Annotated in this window: 17 protein-coding genes; 13 read left to right on the top strand and 4 right to left on the bottom strand. The window is 63.1% G+C overall.

The genetic code is table 11. From position 1 onward, the window contains the following. The first annotated feature begins 58 nt into the window (after window positions 1-58). A complete protein-coding gene (locus HNQ39_RS13670; protein WP_184196883.1) occupies window positions 59-799 on the top strand; it encodes a ComEA family DNA-binding protein in 741 nt (246 codons plus the stop codon). A 7-nt stretch (window positions 800-806) separates the two neighbouring features. Here the strand turns inward: HNQ39_RS13670 and HNQ39_RS13665 are convergent, their stop codons facing one another. Then, window positions 807-1,166, bottom strand: a complete 360-nt coding sequence (locus HNQ39_RS13665) for a hypothetical protein (RefSeq protein ID WP_184196880.1) — start codon at window positions 1,164-1,166, stop codon at window positions 807-809. A 66-nt stretch (window positions 1,167-1,232) separates the two neighbouring features. On the opposite strand from HNQ39_RS13665, the gene HNQ39_RS13660 reads away from it, so the two are divergent. After that, window positions 1,233-2,270, top strand: coding sequence for an aldo/keto reductase (locus HNQ39_RS13660; protein WP_184196877.1), 1,038 nt, complete (start codon window positions 1,233-1,235; stop codon window positions 2,268-2,270). 47 nt (window positions 2,271-2,317) lie between these two features. Here HNQ39_RS13660 and HNQ39_RS13655 read toward each other — a convergent pair whose 3' ends face one another. From HNQ39_RS13655 to HNQ39_RS13645, 3 genes are read right to left on the bottom strand one after another with little or no spacing between them, the layout of a single operon-like run. Next, complete coding sequence (locus tag HNQ39_RS13655; RefSeq protein ID WP_184196874.1) at window positions 2,318-2,548, bottom strand: hypothetical protein; 231 nt, start codon at window positions 2,546-2,548, stop codon at window positions 2,318-2,320. A 1-nt stretch (window position 2,549) separates the two neighbouring features. Beyond that, window positions 2,550-3,353 (bottom strand): DUF1559 family PulG-like putative transporter, encoded by an 804-nt coding sequence (locus HNQ39_RS13650; RefSeq protein WP_184196871.1) that lies wholly within the window; start codon window positions 3,351-3,353, stop codon window positions 2,550-2,552. Window positions 3,354-3,379: 26 nt separating this feature from the next. After that, window positions 3,380-4,402: a LacI family DNA-binding transcriptional regulator gene (locus tag HNQ39_RS13645; RefSeq protein ID WP_184196868.1), complete on the bottom strand. Its 1,023-nt coding sequence runs from the start codon at window positions 4,400-4,402 to the stop codon at window positions 3,380-3,382. A gap of 141 nt (window positions 4,403-4,543) precedes the next feature. On the opposite strand from HNQ39_RS13645, the gene ispF reads away from it, so the two are divergent. The 11 genes from ispF (at window position 4,544) to HNQ39_RS13590 (ending at window position 15,905) form a co-directional block, all read left to right on the top strand. Next, on the top strand, window positions 4,544-5,038 hold the full coding sequence (ispF, locus tag HNQ39_RS13640; protein ID WP_184196865.1) for a 2-C-methyl-D-erythritol 2,4-cyclodiphosphate synthase: 495 nt from the start codon (window positions 4,544-4,546) through the stop codon (window positions 5,036-5,038). 58 nt (window positions 5,039-5,096) lie between these two features. Further along, a complete protein-coding gene (hpf, locus tag HNQ39_RS13635) occupies window positions 5,097-5,645 on the top strand; it encodes a ribosome hibernation-promoting factor, HPF/YfiA family (protein WP_184196862.1) in 549 nt (182 codons plus the stop codon). A 55-nt stretch (window positions 5,646-5,700) separates the two neighbouring features. Further along, window positions 5,701-6,735 carry an ATP-dependent 6-phosphofructokinase gene (locus HNQ39_RS13630; protein WP_184196859.1) on the top strand — a complete coding sequence of 345 codons (1,035 nt, stop codon included), beginning with the start codon at window positions 5,701-5,703 and terminating at the stop codon, window positions 6,733-6,735. Window positions 6,736-6,958: 223 nt separating this feature from the next. Further along, window positions 6,959-8,689 (top strand): FAD-dependent oxidoreductase, encoded by a 1,731-nt coding sequence (locus tag HNQ39_RS13625; protein WP_184196856.1) that lies wholly within the window; start codon window positions 6,959-6,961, stop codon window positions 8,687-8,689. Beyond that, window positions 8,690-9,289, top strand: a complete 600-nt coding sequence (locus tag HNQ39_RS13620) for a hypothetical protein (RefSeq protein ID WP_184196853.1) — start codon at window positions 8,690-8,692, stop codon at window positions 9,287-9,289. A gap of 74 nt (window positions 9,290-9,363) precedes the next feature. Further along, window positions 9,364-10,380 (top strand): low-specificity L-threonine aldolase, encoded by a 1,017-nt coding sequence (gene ltaE, locus HNQ39_RS13615; RefSeq protein ID WP_184196850.1) that lies wholly within the window; start codon window positions 9,364-9,366, stop codon window positions 10,378-10,380. Beyond that, window positions 10,377-11,834 carry a M61 family metallopeptidase gene (locus tag HNQ39_RS13610; RefSeq protein WP_184196847.1) on the top strand — a complete coding sequence of 486 codons (1,458 nt, stop codon included), beginning with the start codon at window positions 10,377-10,379 and terminating at the stop codon, window positions 11,832-11,834. The genes ltaE and HNQ39_RS13610 overlap by 4 nt, the downstream gene beginning before the upstream one ends. 192 nt (window positions 11,835-12,026) lie before the next feature. Further along, window positions 12,027-13,568, top strand: a complete 1,542-nt coding sequence (locus HNQ39_RS13605; RefSeq protein ID WP_184196844.1) for a VWA domain-containing protein — start codon at window positions 12,027-12,029, stop codon at window positions 13,566-13,568. Further along, window positions 13,561-14,073, top strand: a complete 513-nt coding sequence (locus HNQ39_RS13600; protein WP_184196842.1) for a hypothetical protein — start codon at window positions 13,561-13,563, stop codon at window positions 14,071-14,073. Before HNQ39_RS13605 ends, HNQ39_RS13600 begins: the two co-directional genes overlap by 8 nt. Continuing rightward, window positions 14,070-15,071 carry a type 2 periplasmic-binding domain-containing protein gene (locus tag HNQ39_RS13595; protein WP_184196839.1) on the top strand — a complete coding sequence of 334 codons (1,002 nt, stop codon included), beginning with the start codon at window positions 14,070-14,072 and terminating at the stop codon, window positions 15,069-15,071. Before HNQ39_RS13600 ends, HNQ39_RS13595 begins: the two co-directional genes overlap by 4 nt. Before the next feature lie 66 nt (window positions 15,072-15,137). Then, the gene (locus HNQ39_RS13590) at window positions 15,138-15,905 is read left to right on the top strand and encodes a TatD family hydrolase (RefSeq protein ID WP_184196836.1); all 768 of its coding nucleotides are present in this window, start codon (window positions 15,138-15,140) and stop codon (window positions 15,903-15,905) included. Window positions 15,906-15,978 lie beyond the last annotated feature (73 nt).

Here is a 15,978-nt window from a genome sequence, read left to right as displayed (position 1 = left end):
TTTGTCAGATTCCGGGGTTCCCAACCGTTTTAGAAGCGACAGAAAGGAACTCTTGAATATGCAAAACCCGCTTGCCTCTCTCAGCCATAGAGAACGCTTTGGTCTCGCCGTCGCGGTGGGGGTTCTCCTGCTCTTTGGTCTCGGAAGTGCCGCCTACCGCTCCCGCGCCACGCCGCTGGAGCCCACGGTTCTCAAGGCCGGCGCACGACCAACCCCTACAGCGCCCCCTCCGCTCTCTCCCAGCACGCCTCGCCCAACACCTGCGGCGACGGAGCTTGTGGTCTATGTCAGCGGCGCGGTCAAGCGTCCCGGCGTCTACACCTTTCGCCCCGGCCAGCGGCTCTTCCATGCGATCCAGCGCGCCGGAGGCTTCCAGAGCAACGCCCAGCAGGAGGCCCTCAACCTCGCGGACCACCTAAAAGACGCCGACCAGCTCCATGTGCCCACCCGCCAGGCAGTCGCGCAGCCCCAAGTGAGCAGTTCTCCTCCAGGTATCGGCAGCCGCGTGCTTGGAAAGGCCCAGCCCGTACCGCCCCCCGTCTCCGCTCCCGCCGCAACGCATCCCTCGTCGCACGGGAGCGCGGGCAAGTTTCATACGCCGGGAGAGGGCCTCGTAAAGCTTAATAACGCAACTCTCGCGGACCTTCAGAAGCTTCCCGGAGTCGGCCCGAGTACGGCCCAGAGCATCCTGGACTACCGACAGAGCAACGGCGGGTTCAAAGAGCTAGAGGAGCTTAAAGAAGTGCGCGGAATTGGTGAGAAGAAGCTGGAGAAGATGCGCCCCTTCCTCACGCTCTAGCCAGGCACTAGCGGTGGCTATTGCGGCTCCGCGAGCGCTTGCGTAGCCCAACCGCGACAAGGACCTTGTCCTCGACTCCTGGGATGAGATAGACCAGCACCAAGCCCGCAAGCAGGAGAGCCACGACCTCAACCGGCATGCGCTTCCCGCCGAACAGCTGGTGGAGGTAGCTCGCGATGGCGTTTCTCAGCTCGGGGACCGCGGCCAGGATGAAGACAACGACGAAGCAGACCAAGAGAACACTCAGTGTCTTGCGGCGCACGGGCGGCGCAGAGCGGCGGCGGCGGGTACGGCGACGCACGGCAACCATCTTTGGTGGCGTAGCGGGAGGAGCGGTTGGGGGAGATTTTTCCTCAGCCTGGTTCATTGCAAAGGCATTATAGCACGGTTTTGGGCAGGTAAGTTCTCCCTCGTTGCCGAACCTAGTCCTGCTATGTCCAACTACACTCCTTCTTCTTCCCGCTACGAAAACACGGCCGGCTGGTTCCGCCGCTGTGGGCGCTCCGGGCTCCACCTCCCGGCGATCTCGATTGGCTGCTGGCACAACTTTGGGGACCCCGGCACCGATGCGGCACGCCACACCGACGAAGCCTCGCTCCATGAGAACGCACGGCAGATGCTCTTTGCCAGCTTCGATAATGGCATCACCCACTTCGATCTCGCCAATAACTACGGCCCCTCCCCAGGTGCTGCGGAGACGCGGGTCGGGCGGATTCTCAAGGACGACTTCGCCGGCTACCGGGATGAGCTGATTATCTCGACCAAGGCAGGCTACCGGATGTGGCCCGGCCCCTACGGCGAGTGGGGGAGCCGCAAGTACCTGCTCGCGAGCCTGGATGCCAGCCTCAAGCGCCTTCAGCTAGACTACGTCGATATCTTCTACTCCCACCGCCCCGACCCCAACACGCCCTTGGAGGAGACCATGGGCGCACTCGACTCCGCTGTGCGCTCGGGGAAGGCACTCTATGCCGCGATCTCCAGCTACTCTGCGGAGCAGACCAAGCTGGCCTTGGCGGTCTGTGAGGCCAATGGGTTCATCAAGCCCATCCTGCACCAGCCGAGCTACTCCCTGCTCAACCGCTGGATTGAGAACGGCCTGACCGATGTCTGCGGGGATCGCGGCATCGGCCTGATCGCCTTCTGCCCGCTCGCACAGGGGCTCCTGACCAACAAGTACCTCACCGGCACGATCCCCGACGACTCCCGCGCCAAGCAGCCCTCGGGCTTCTTGCAAGAGTCGGCAGTCACCCCGGAGACGGTCGCCAAGCTCAACCGCCTCAATGCGATTGCCGCCGACCGGGGCCAGAGCCTGGCACAGATGTCGCTCTCCTGGGTGCTCCGTGACTCCCGGATGACATCGGCACTGATCGGGGCAAGCCGCCCGGAGCAGATTGTGGAGAATGTCAAAGCCGCGGAAAAGACGAAGTTCGCTGCCGATGAGATCGCAGCGATTGAAGAGGCACTGAAGTAGAAAAAAAACTCCGGGGGAGGCCAGCCTCCCCCGGAGTTTTTTGTTTTTTAGCGCCCTGCGGGTGGCTGACCCGCCTGTGGCGGTGCCCCACCGGGACCGCCGCCCTTCTGCATCATCTCACGAATCTTGGCCTGGGCCTCTGGGGGCGGTGGCCCGCCCTTGAAGTCCTTGACCTCCTGCGGGGTCTTGGGAGCATCCGCGCCCTTATCCCCACAACCCGCGAGGAGCGCCATGCCCATGAGGGCTAGTGCTGCAATCACAAAAAGGTTCTTTGGCATCTTAGTTTCGCTGTGCATTCCACATGTTATCGAGAGGGCGGTTTACCGGGTCCGGGTTGGTGGTGTAGGGCACCATGGACTTAGCATGGCCGTCCGCAAAGACAAAGTTGCTGCGCTCGTTGTGCTTGAAGCTCACGGCACCATTGCGCCCATTGGGGTAGGCAGCGGTCAGGGAGCGGGTACCATCGGGCATCTGGCCAGGGCCAACCCAGTCCCACCAGTTCACTCCGGTGATCGTGTGGCCCGGTCCCCAGCCCGAGAGATTTCCGGTCCCACCATTGCGTCGCACCTCACGGTTGTGCTTCTCTGCCAGGAGGATCGTGTCGGCGGGTCGGTTCATGATCGCCATGCCACGACCAGCAGCCCCGCTCCCCATCCAGGCCTGAGAGACACCGATCAGGCCAAAGACCTGCCAGGTAGAGCCATTCCACTGCTGGAAGCCATTGGTGGCGTAGGAGATCGGGACGCCTGCCCAGCCCACGGTCCAGTCCACCTGGGTAAGATCGCCGTCGTCGGGGCAGCGGAAGATCCCCAGGCTCTTGACATAGGGCTGAACGGCGGTCGGCCAGCCATTGTTCCAGTCCTCCTGGACACCCAGGGGGAAGGTCTCGTCGTAGTCCTGGACATACATCATGAACGACGTTCCCAGCTGCTTCATGTTAGAGAGGCAGGAGATGGCGCGCGCCTTCTCACGTGCCTGGGCAAAGACCGGGAAGAGGATCGCTGCAAGGATGGCAATGATTGCAATAACAACGAGAAGTTCAATGAGCGTAAACGCGCTCCGTTTAGTGTCTTTCTGTGACATTTTCGTACCTTTCAAGGTAAATAAAGTTACCGTCGCCCCTCCAAAGAGGGCGGACCGGTCGTACCACGCACCACGAGCTCTACCGGAAGGGTCCGGCGGCACTCGTCAGCAGGCGCGCCCTGAATCAAGCGATCCACAAACGCCGCCGCCAGCTCTCCTACCTGAAGACCGGGCTGTCGCACTGTCGTCAGGCCTACTCCTGTGCTGGCAATAGGAGCATCGTCAAAACCAACCAGCGAGAGTTGCTGAGGCACGGAGACCTGCTGCGTCTCCAGAAACTCCAGCCACTTCATCGCAAAACCATCGTTGCCCACGATCAGCGCTGTGGGCGGCTCGTCGAGCGCACACCAGCTCTCCCAAGTGGGAAGCAGAGGCGCATGGTAGTCTGCGGGGGTCACACAGAGCTCAACACGCGTGCTGGCACCAAGTTCCCGGCAGGCCTCTTTATAGCCCGCGCAGCGCTCCCGAAAGTCGGCAGAGCTCAGGGGAGAGTAGTAGGCAATCCGCTTGTGTCCCCGCGCCACCAGATGTGCCACTGCCTGCCGCATCCCAGAGCCATTGTCCACCTTCACATAGCCCATTCCCTGCGGCACCTCGGCCTGATAGAGAGCGACCGTCGGCAGCCCTGCACTTGCGAGGCTGCCCAAGGTCGCTTCATCGAGCTCATGGGGCACCAGGATCGCGCCATCGACCCGCCCATCGAGGAGAATGGTTGTCAGCTCCCGCCCGGGACAGCGGGCGTAGAGCAGCATATCGGTCTGAACTGCGGCAAGGCCATGGGAGACCCCGGTGAGCAGGGCTAGATCGACACTGAGAATTCCTGTCTCCCGCACCGGCCAGGTCAGCAGGCCCACGGTCCCGGTCCGCCCACGCTGAAGCGAGCGAATCAAGGCATTGGGGGCAAACCGCAGCTCCTCCGCAGCACGCAGCACCGCCGAGCGTGTCTCCGTGGAGATCCGTCCTTGGTTGTTGAGCGCTTTGGAAGCAGTCCCGACCGAGACCCCCGCCTGCGCCGCCACGTCCCGAATTGTAGGTAGCCGCCGTGCCATTAAAAAACTTTGTTTCCTCAAAGAAATCGAACCCGACAACGGGTGAAAAACTATGTTTCGCAGATTCTATCGCAGGCAATTCCCACTTGTCAAGTGTTGTGCCCCTGCACTCAGGTGTCCTATGCTATACTGATCGCTAAGATGCCCCCTTTGTTCCGTATCGGCCATGGCTACGACATTCATCCCTTCGCTCCGGGACGACCGCTCTGGCTGGGGGGCGTGCACTTCCCCGACTCCCCCCTCGGGCTCGCGGGTCACTCCGATGCCGATGTCCTGCTCCACGCCCTCTGCGATGCGCTACTGGGAGCCGCGGGCCTAGGCGATATCGGCACGTACTTCCCCCCGTCGGAGCTGCGCCACAAAGACCGCCCCAGTATCGAGTTTGTCACCGAGGTGCGTGCGCTTTTGGCCGAGCGGGGCTGGAGAGTGGGCAATGTCGATATCACGGTAATCGCCGAGACCCCCAAGATCGGGCCGCGCGCCGACCAGATGAAGGCTGTGATCGCAGCCGCTCTGGAGGTCTCGGTCGATGCGGTCGGGATCAAGGCGACCACCAACGAGGGCCTGGGCTTTGTGGGCCGCCGCGAGGGGATCTGCGCCCACGCGGTCGCCCTGCTGTGTGCAGAGTCTCACTAAGTTACCAGGAGGATTTTTCGCCTTCTTAACCGAAACTTATTCGTGGAGGTTATTCACTATGCAAGTTCAGGTACGCGGCAAAGGAGTCGTCATTACTGATGCTCTGCGGGCCTACGCAGACAAGAAAGTCAACAAGCTCTCCAAGCACTTCGCAGCGCTCCATGCGGCGACGGTCACCCAGAGTATCTCGGGGAAAGAGCACCGTGTGGAGGTCCAGCTCGAAGGCGATGGAATCCTACTCCGGGGAGAAGATCGCGCCGAGGACATGTATGTCGCGATCGATCGTGTGGTAGACAAGCTCGAGCGCCGCATGTCCAAGTACAAGGAGCGTCACAAGTGGCACCACCGCGGCGCCCACCACGACCACGACTCTCCCCGTCGCATGGCTGTGGGCGACGACACCGACGAGCCTGAGGACACCGACGAAGGTAAAGTTCTGCGACGCAAGCGATTTGCGATTAAACCTCTCACAGAGCTTGAGGCGGTCGCCCAGATGGAGCTCCTCTCCCACGATTTCTTTGTCTTTGAGAACGCGGACACAAATCAAGTAAGCGTCCTCTATAGACGAGCCGATGGAAATTACGGTATCCTAGAGCCCGAACGATAACAAAACGAAGCGGCCCCGGAAGACTCTCCGGGGCCGTTTTTCGGGGAGCTTGATTGTGAAAGTTGGAATTTTGACGGGCGGGGGCGACTGTCCCGGCCTGAACCCGGCGATCCGGGGCGTGGTCTACCGTGGCATGGACTTCGGTTTCGAGTTTGTCGGGATCGAAGAGGGCTGGCGCGGGCTAGTCAAGGGAATCTACCGCCCCTTGGGCCTCAGCGATGTCGAGGAGATTATCTACCAGGGCGGCACCATGCTCGGCTCGTCGCGCACCAACCCCTTCAAAAAGGGCGGTGAGAAGGACCTGGAAGCGGTCCTAAGCAATATCAAAGAGGCCAAGTTCGATGCCATCGTCGCCCTGGGGGGTGAGGACACGCTCGGGGTTGCCGCGAAGCTCTACTCCCAGTACGGGGTCCCAACAGTCGGCGTGCCCAAGACCATGGACAACGACCTCTCCGGCACGGACTTCACCTTCGGGTTCGACACCGCCGCTGCCGTGGGCCTCGATGCCATCGACCGCCTGCGCGACACCGCGCGCTCGCACCGCCGTGTGATGGTGCTCGAGGTGATGGGCCGCCACGCAGGCTGGGTGGCCTGGTATGTCGGTGTGGCCGGTGGCGCAGACTGGGTGACCCTTCCTGAGGAGCCGCTCGATGTCGATGCGATGGTAGCCCACCTCAACGCGGTCCGCGCTCGTGGCAAGAAGTACGGCCTCGTGGTCTGCTCCGAGGGCACCGAGCTCCCTGCGCTCTCCGGCGAGGAGAAGGCGGTCGATGACTTCGGCCATGTCAAGCTTTCGGACCGCAGTGTGGGTGAGTTTGTCGCCAGCACGATCACCGAGAAGACCGGCTGGGAGAGCCGCCACGCCGTGGTCGGCCATGTCCACCGCGGAGGTGCCCCCACCCTCTTCGACCGTGTGCTGGGCATGCGTGTCGGGATCAAGGCCGCCGAGCTGGTGCGCGACAAGCAGTTCGGCCAGATGGCCGCACTGGTCGGCACCGAGGTCAAGGGAGTCGATATTGTCGGCGCCACCTCCGTGCTCAAGGTTGTCCCGCCGCAGCTTGTCGAGCTGATGAAGACGACCTTTAAGTAGTTCGTTTAGATCGTCCCCGTTTGTATCGCCCCCGTTGGAGGGTTAATCGCCCCCGTTGGAGGGGGGCGTCTCGCTGTCGTCGCAGGCTCCGACACGAAGGGCTTCGCCCATGGGCGCGAAGCGCCCTTTGTGTCCGAGGCACGAGGACAGCAAGACGCCCCCTTCCATGGGGGCGAGACGCCCCCGTTCATGGGAGCGATACAAAGGGGAGCGAGAGAATTCCATGCGCCTCTCAGCCGTCCCGTCCCTCGCCCTCCTTGCCTTCCTGAGCCTAGCCATGCCTGAAGCCCACGCCCAAGCCCCCACGGTTCCCGCTCCCTTTGAGCTCACCCGCGTCCTGGATATCGAGAAGCGACGCGCGGTCACGGTCGCGGTCGCGCCCTCCGATGTGAGCCTGAGCTGCGAGGTGCTTGTTGTCGGGGGGGGACTGGGTGGAGTCGCGGCCGCGGAGGCCGCCGCCAAGCGGGGCTTCTCGGTGGTGCTGGTCGAGCCCACCCGGATGCTGGGCGGGCAGCTCACCAGCCAGCTCGTGCCCGTCCCCGATGAGAACAGCCATGTCGAGAAAGAGCCCGGCCCCTCCACCAAGACCTACCGCGCCCTCCGCCAGGCTGTCCGCGACTACTACAACGCCCAGCCCGGTGTCAAGCGCGGCGCGGGCAAGAACATCGGCGACTGCTGGGTCAGCCGCGTCTCCGGCCTGCCCACGGTCTGGGAGAAGGCGATCCGAGACCGCCTCGCCCCCTACGAAAAATCCGGCACGATCCGCCGCATTCTCATGCGCCACCAGCTCCGCTCCGTGACACGCTACTCCGGGCAGGAGCGCATCAACTACGCCGATCTCGCCGATCTGGAGACGGGCAAGATCACCCGTGTCGGCTGCCAGTTCCTGCTCGATGCCACCGAGGACGGTGCCGCGCTCGCGCTGGCGGGCTCCCCGTTTCGCCTGGGCCAGGAATCTCTCGCCGAGTTTGGAGAGTCGCTCGCGCCCGAGACCGCCAACCCGAGCTGGGTGCAGAGCTTCACCTACTGCTTCTTGATGGACTGGCAAGCCGCCCCCGGCCCGATCCTCGAAAAACCCGCCGAGTACGACTACTTCAAGTCCTTGGGCGAGTACACCCTCGACTACATCTACCGCGACAAGGCCGAGCCCTACTCGGTGCGCTATAAAGTCCTGGGACGAGTCGAGGCAAACGGCCGCGGCTACTTGCCCTTCTGGACCTACCGCCGCCTGATCGCCGCATCGAGCTTCATGGGCAAGACCTCACCGGTCGGGGACCTCGCGCTTATCAACTGGCGCGGCAACGACTTCCACGAGGAGAGCTATCTCGACAAGCCCGTGGACGAGCAAGTGCGGATTTTAGAGCGTGGCCTAAACTTTGCCAAGGGCTTTGCCTACTGGCTCCAGACCGAGTGCCCCCGTGACGAAGACCCCACCAAGCTCGGCTACCCAGAAATGCAGGTGCCCGCCGACGGCTGGGCGATCCACCCCTATATCCGCGAGTCGCGCCGCCTGCAAGCCCGCACGACTCTCACCCAGAACCACCTGCGCTCCCCCGATCCCGCCGCCAAGTGGGGCACGGTCTTCCCCGACACGGTCGGCTGCGCGCTCTACGCCATGGACATCCACCCCAGCAAGGGCGAGCCCCCCTTGCTCTCCGTCGCGCTCCCCTACCATCTCCCGCTCGGAGCGTTTCTCCCGGCATCGGGGCCGACCAATATCCTCCCCGCCGCCAAGAACTTCGGTGCTAGCCGCCTCGCCCTCGCATCGGCGCGGATGCACCCCACGGAGTTCCTCGCCGGAGAGATCGCCGGCTCCCTGGCCGCCTTCTGTCTGGAGAAAAACCTGCGCGACCCCAGCGCCGTCCACGACTCCCCCGCACTCCTCGCCGAGTTCCAAGCCCGCCTCAAGGCCCAGGGGGTGATGCTCCGCTGGGACGAAATCCTGGCCCCGTGAATGAGCACCTTCCCCCTCCTTACAGACTCATTCGGGACCGGACACCACGGTGACTATCTCAGAGATCTCGCGGATCGCGTTGGGATCGTTGTCGAGTGTTTTCTCTTTGCAACACCTCCCAACACGAGAGAGGACGAGACCGTACACAAGCAAGTTGCCCTTCAAGGCATGGAGGAACGTTTCAAGCGAAACGAGGAGTATTTCACCAACCTGAGGCACAAAATATTCACTGACCCAGGCAGTTTTCCATACCCAATTGATCCGAACATACTCGGTCCAGACAGTCGTTATTCCATCAAATACAATAACAAGGGAACATCAGAGCTTGTCAGCATAGACGACTTTATCCGCGAATACACCTATGCGTTTCTGGAACCTCCCTACAGCATTCGTTGCCAGAGTGCTGAGGAAGCAAATACGATTTGTTCACAAACATTGACACGGTTGTTCAGTGACCTCTCCGAGTTTACCATTCGGAAATGGTCTACTGACTGGTCCAACTACTTCGATTCCGGCAACGAGTGGTGGGGCGCATTTCTCTGGACACTAGTTTCTAATGATGGTAATGGATGGTGGGTTGGAGCCTCTGCCACGGATTAATGACATCGTGACGAGTCGCAGAGCTTTACACACTCAACCAGGATATTGCCCTTCAGCTCCAGAAATAACCCTCCATGACAGTTGATCTACGAAGCGATACGGTAACCCGCCCCACCCCGGCGATGCGCGAGGCGATGCTCCGTGCCGAGGTCGGGGACGATGTATGGGGCGACGATCCTACCGTCTTGGAGCTACAAGACGCGCTGGCGCTCTCCGCGGGAAAAGAAGCCGGGCTGTTTCTGCCGACCGGAACCCAGAGCAACCTCGCGGCCCTGATGGCGCACTGTGAGCGCGGCGATGAGTACCTTGTCGGGCAGCTCGCCCATACCTACAAGTACGAGGGCGGTGGCGCGGCGGTGCTGGGCTCGATTGTCCCCCAGCCGATTGAGAATGAGCCCGATGGCTCGCTCCCGCTGGAGAAGCTCGCTGCGGCGATCAAGCACTATGGGCCAGGTCTGGGCGCGCACTTCGCCCGCACAAGGCTCCTGGCGCTGGAGAACACCTTCAACGGCCAAGTGCTCCCCCGTGGCTACCTGCAAGCGGCGACCGAGCTGGCGCACCACCGCGGACTGGCGACGCACCTCGACGGCGCACGGGTCTTCAATGCCGTGGTCGCGCAGGGCAGCACGCTCGCGGAGGCTTGTGAGGGCTTTGACTCGGTCTCGATCTGCCTCTCCAAGGGGCTCGGTGCCCCCGTGGGCTCGGTGCTGGTGGGCTCCAAGCCGCTGATTGAAAAAGCCTACCGCTGGCGGAAAGTGCTGGGCGGCGGGATGCGCCAGTCGGGGTTTCTCGCCGCTGCCGGGCTCTATGCGCTGGAGCACCATATAGAGCGCCTCGCCGACGACCACACCAACGCGGCGCGGCTCGCGGCGGGGCTCGCCGACACTCCCCACGTGACCGTGCTGGGCCACGCCACCAACATGGTCTTCGCCCGCTTCCCCGACGAGCACTGCGCCCCCCTCCAAGCTTTCCTCAATGAGCGCGGCCTGCTGGCGCTCATCACCCCCGAGTCCCGCTTTGTCACCCACCTCGATGTCGATGCCGAGGGAATCGCACGCTTTATCAACGCTATCAAGGACTATTTTGCATGAAAAACTCGCTCGCTCTCGTGCTGGTACTCGCCGCAGCCAGCCAAGCCCACGCCGAGATTGGCTACAGGGTCCAGCCCCAGCCCGACACCAGCCAGCTCGCCATCACCGTGACCATTCCCACGCGCGCCGCCGAGACTCTGGTGCAGATGCCGAACTGGTCGCCGGGGCACTACATGCTCCAGAACAACGGCGCACGGGTCAAGGATCTTGTCGCAACAGATAGAGACAACAAGCCCCTTGAGGTGACAGCGGTCGATGACCATACCTGGAAGATCCCAAGCGCAGGGACAAAGCAAGTGACGCTCCGTTACTCCGCGCCGCTGGAGTTTCAAAACGGCATCGGGCACTACAGCGGACCCACAACCTACCTCTACGTGGTCGGGCGCACCCAAGAGCGCTGTAAGCTGACCCTGGAGACGCCCAAGGACTGGAAGGTGGCTGTCGGGCTGGACGGCAACGGCCCCAGCTACAAAACTGACTCCTACGATACCCTCGCCGATAACCCCGTGACCCTGGGGAGCTACTACGAGGAGACCTACAAGGTCGCGGGTAAGCAGCACATCATCGCCCTACGCGGTGCCGCGGCAGACAAGATCGACAAGAAGCTCCTGCGCGAGACCTGTGAGACAGTCTCCAAGATCGAGACGGAGTTCATGGGCGGCGCTCCCTACGGAAAGTATGTCTGGCACTTCACGGTCCGAAGCGCGGGCATGGGGGGCTCGGGGCTGGAGCACCTGAGCAGCACGGAGATCAGCCTCGGCTCGGGGTTCTCCCGGCGCACGGCGAGCCTGCTAGCTCATGAGTTCTTCCACCTCTGGAATGTCAAGCGCGTCCGCAGCCAGGTGCTCGGCCCCTTCGACTACACCCAGCTCCCCAAGACCGGGGCCCTCTGGTGGCTGGAGGGCACGACCGACTACTTCTCCACGATGCTCCTGGGCCGCTTTGGCTGGACACCCGAGCAAGAGCTCTACAACGAGATCGCCAGCAATGTCCGCCGCCAGCGCCGCTCCCCCGCCCGCCTCACCGTCTCCCCCAACGAGTCCAGCGCCCGTGTCGGCGAGACCAACAACGGGCGCGGCAATAGCAATGGCTTCGGGCTGAGCTACTACGACGATGGCTTCGTGGTGGGGCTCTGCCTGGACCTGGAGCTCCTGGCAAAGACCAACGGAAAGCGGAGCCTCGACGATGTCGAGTTCGCGCTCTGGAAAAAGTGCCGCAACAACCAGCCGGGCTTTGTGGAGGACGAGATTCGCAAGCAACTGATCGTCGCCGGCGGCGAGTCGTTTGGCCCGCTCTACGACAAGCTGGTCCTCTCCCCCGGCGAGCTTCCGGTCGAGCAAGCCCTCTCCTATGTCGGCCTAGAGCTTGCCGAGCGGGGCGAGATTCGCTCGGTCGCCACGCCCTCCGAGGAGCAGCTGCGCCTGCGCAAGCTCTGGCTGGCGAAGAAACGCTAGCCGTCAAATACGGCGGGGGTTACGGCGGGGGTTGAAATCCCCGCCTACGGATTAGGGAGCGTCCCGAGGACGCGGAGAAGCTACGGATCCCCGCGTCCTCGGGACGCTCTTTTCTCTGTGCCGGGGATTTCCAATCCCCGGCATAACTCCCTCTTAACATAAACCTCTTGGTTATGACCGACAATAGGGGCAATGATAAGAGAAACAAAACCAACACGAAGCGCGTTCGTGATCCTTCTGATGACAGGAGGCCTGCTGACGGGGTGCCAGCAAGTTACTGCCCCCCAAGAGAGCCTGCGGATTGTGGCAGGCAGCGAGAACAAGAGCCTAGAGCCACTCGTGCAGCGCTTTGCACGCGAGAACCAGGTCACGATCCAGCTGGAGTACAAGGGCTCGGTCGAGATCATGCGGCAGCTGGAGAGCGGCGGGGGCGACGCCGATGCGGTCTGGCCCGCGCAGTCGCTCTGGACCAGCCTGGGAGATACCCAGAGGCGCGTCAAAGACGCACAGAGCATCTACTGGTCCCCTGTGGGGCTTGCGGTGAAAGAGAGTGTGGCCCAGAGGTTGGGCTGGAACGATAAGAAGACGGTCTCGACCGAGGAAATACGTAAGGCGGCCCAGGCGGGTCGCCTTCGTTTTTTAATGACCTCCGCCACCCAGAGCAACAGCGGTGCCGCCGCCTACCTCGCCTTTCTCTCCGCCTTTGCCGGAAAGCCCCAGGTGCTGAGCGAGACGGACCTGCAAAAGCCCACGGTACAGAAAAATGTCGCCTCCCTGCTCGGCGGTGTCAATCGGTCGTCGGGGAGCTCGGGCTGGCTGACGGAGCTCTTTGTGAGCCGCTACGACGACTACGATGCGATGTTCAACTACGAGGTGATGGCGACCGAGGCCAGTGCCAAGCTCGCCGCGCAAGGCCGGGAGAGGCTCACCGTGATCTACCCCTCGGACGGGGTCGCGATCGCAGATGCTCCGCTGGGCTATGTGGAGCACGGACAGCCCGCCAGCAAGCGCCAAGCCTTCGACAAGCTCCAGCGCTGGCTCCTCTCCCCCCAGATTCAGCAAGAGCTCGCCGCGACCGGGCGCCGCACCGGCCCCATCGGCGATGCCTTTCCCTCCCAGCTCCGCCTGCCCCGCGCCGAGGTGGTGCGCCAGGCGCTCGATCTCTACCAGACCACGCTGCGTAAGCCGTCGCTGACCGTCTACTGCCTCGATGTCTCGGGGAGCATGCGCGGCGAGCGGCTGGAGCAGCTCAAGTCCGCGATGCGTGGCCTCCTCAACCAAGACCTTGCCCGCCGGAGCCTCCTCCAAGCGTCTCCCCGCGATATCACGGTCGTGATCCCCTTCAGCGGTGCCCCGCAAGCGCTCTGGGAGGTGCGTGGCAACGCGCCCGACGCCCTGGCCAGCCTCAACGCCAAGATCCAGGCGCTGGAGGCGACCGGCGGGACCGACATCTACTCCCCGACCATCCAAGCGCTTCGCTGGATCCACCAGCAGCCCGGCTACGAGGACTACTTCCCCGCCGTGATCCTGCTCACCGACGGCGAGTCGAACACGGGGGCGAGCCTGAGCGAGGTGCAGCAGCAAAAGCTCGATATCCCGGTCTTTGCGATCCGCTTTGGCGAGGCATCGCCGGGGCAGCTAGATGCGCTGACGGGAGCAACATCGGGCAAGACCTTTGAGGGACGTGGCAACCTGAGCGCGGCGTTCCGGGAAGCGAAGGGCTACAATGGCTGACCTCAAGGCGGGTGCCGCCGCAGTCCTGGTCTTTCTGATCCTGCTCCTGGCGTCCAAGCAGCCCCTGCTCGTCAGTGCCGCGCTGGCGGGCGGAGCGTATCTGGGGGTGCGCCTCCTCCTCGCGCCGAAGACACTCCCCACCGAAAAACCCTGGCTAGAGCCTCTCGCTACCCGCTGGGCGGGCCGCGACGAGGGTGAGCGTCTGCGTCAGATCGCAACCCTCGCACAACGGCTTCGCAAGGAGCCCGAGCTCACGGTCGCCGTTGCGGAGCACCTCGCCTATGTCAAGCGGGCTTGCCTGCCCTACCAAGACGGCACACCCCCCACCGGACAAGCACGAACGGAGCTCATCACCCTCCTAGAGCTGGTCGAGAGCCGCCTCCTACGCCTCGCCGAGGCCCACCGCCGTGACGATGACCGGGCGCTGGCCTCGGAGCTCGCCGCCCTCCGACAGACTCTGATCGAGTTTGTCCCCGAACGCGTAATCGAAAATAAGAACCAATGAAAAAATTTATCGGACTGATCTTATTGCTCACTGTTGTAGGGGTCGCCGCGCTCCTGACACGGACGAAGCCAAGCAGCGACACAAAAACAATCGTACTACGGGGCTCTGTTGGCGGAGAGAAGAGCGCACTTCTCGCCGATCCCGCCTTTGTTCAGCTCCTCAAAGCACGCTACGGGCTGGTACTGGAGACCGACAAGCGCGGCTCGCTCGAGATGGTCACCGACCCCAGTACCACCGGCAAGGACTTCCTGTGGCCCTCCTCGACGGTCGCTCTCGCCCTCTACAAAGACTCGGGCAAGCCGCTGGTCGCCAGTGAGAACGTCCTCAACTCCCCGCTCGTGCTCTACACCTGGGCCAAGGTCGCCGACACCCTGGAGCGCCAGCAGCTCGACTTCCCGAAGCTGATCGCCGCCGCCGAGGCAGGCAAGAGCTGGAAAGACCTCGGGCTGCCCGAGCTCTACGGAAAGGTCGTGCTCTACACCACCGACCCCGTGAAGTCGTCGTCGGGGAACCTCTACGCCGGCCTCTTACAGACCCTGCTCGGGACGAACAGCACTCCCAGAGTCAAGGCCCTGATCGCTGCGCAGGGGTTTCAGGAGAGCAGCTCGGACACGCTCTTTGCGCAGTATGTCAGCCGGGGAATCGGGGATAAGCCGATCATTGTCGGCTACGAGGCCCAGCTGATCGACTTTGCCCGCACCTCGCCCGAGAAGTACGCCGCGCAGAGAGCCCAGCTCCGCGTGCTCTACCTCAAGCCGACTGTCTGGAGCAGCCACCCAATCCTGGCGATCACCGAGAACGGCAAGAAGCTGATCGCCGCCCTCCAGGACCCGGAGATTCAGAAGCTCGCCTGGGAGCGCCACGGCTTCCGCTCCGCAACCGGTGCCCTCAACGATCCCAAAGCCTGCGGCGTGGAGGGCGTCCCCGCCACCATCGAGAGCGTCGTCCCCGTCCCCGATAGCAAGCACCTGCAGATTCTTCTCGACGCTCTGCGTTAGACGCAGGTTGAAAACCGACCGATCCTTTCTTTTTGGGGCAGGCCTGCGATAGAGTAACGAAAACCAATGATTGAGACACATGTTCACTTCAACAACGACACCCTGGAGCGCGATCTACCTGGTGTCCTGCGCCGCGCCACCGAGGCGGGGGTCACCGACTTTATCGTGGTCGGCTTCGACGAAGCCTCGTCCGCGAAAGCGGTGGCGCTGGCGGAGAAAGACACGCGCATCTGGGCGGTGGTCGGGGTGCACCCCCACGACGCCAAGAGCTGGAGCGAGGCGACTGCGGCGCGGCTACGTCGCTGGGCGACAAACCCAAGAGTGCGGGCCATTGGGGAGATTGGGCTGGATTTCTACCGCGATCTCTCGCCCCGCGACCTCCAGTACGCCGCGTTTCGTGCCCAGCTCGCCCTCGCGCGTGAGGTCCAGCTGCCCGTGGTGATCCACTGCCGGGATGCCTACGATGAGTGCCTGGCGCTTCTCGAAAACGAGGCGGCCGATATCCCCCTGATTATCCACTGCTTTGCCGGCGAGCTACGCCACGCGGAGACCTGCTGGAAGCACGGCTGGTACCTCGGGGTGGACGGGCCGGTGACCTACAAGAAAAACGACGCGCTCCGGGAGATTGTCAAGGCGACCCCCGCAGAGCTCTTGCTGCTGGAGACCGATGCGCCCTATCTCTCGCCCGAACCGTTCCGGGGTAAGTTCCCCAACGAGCCCTGCCGCCTGACCCACATCCGCGACACGATCGCGGCGCTTCGGGGTATCTCCCCCACCGACCTCGACGCGCTCACGACCGCCAACGCCCGCCGCGCCTTCTCGCTGGCGTCGTGAACGACACAAGTTCCGCGTTGCTGCTGGCCTTTGGCCACAAAGTCGCGGAGCGACATCACGGCGCGGAGCGCCA

Origin of the sequence: Armatimonas rosea, from assembly GCF_014202505.1 — a bacterium.
GTDB lineage: Bacteria > Armatimonadota > Armatimonadia > Armatimonadales > Armatimonadaceae > Armatimonas > Armatimonas rosea.
Note: the sequence above shows the minus strand (reverse complement) of the source record. Positions and strands in the feature narration are given on the sequence as shown.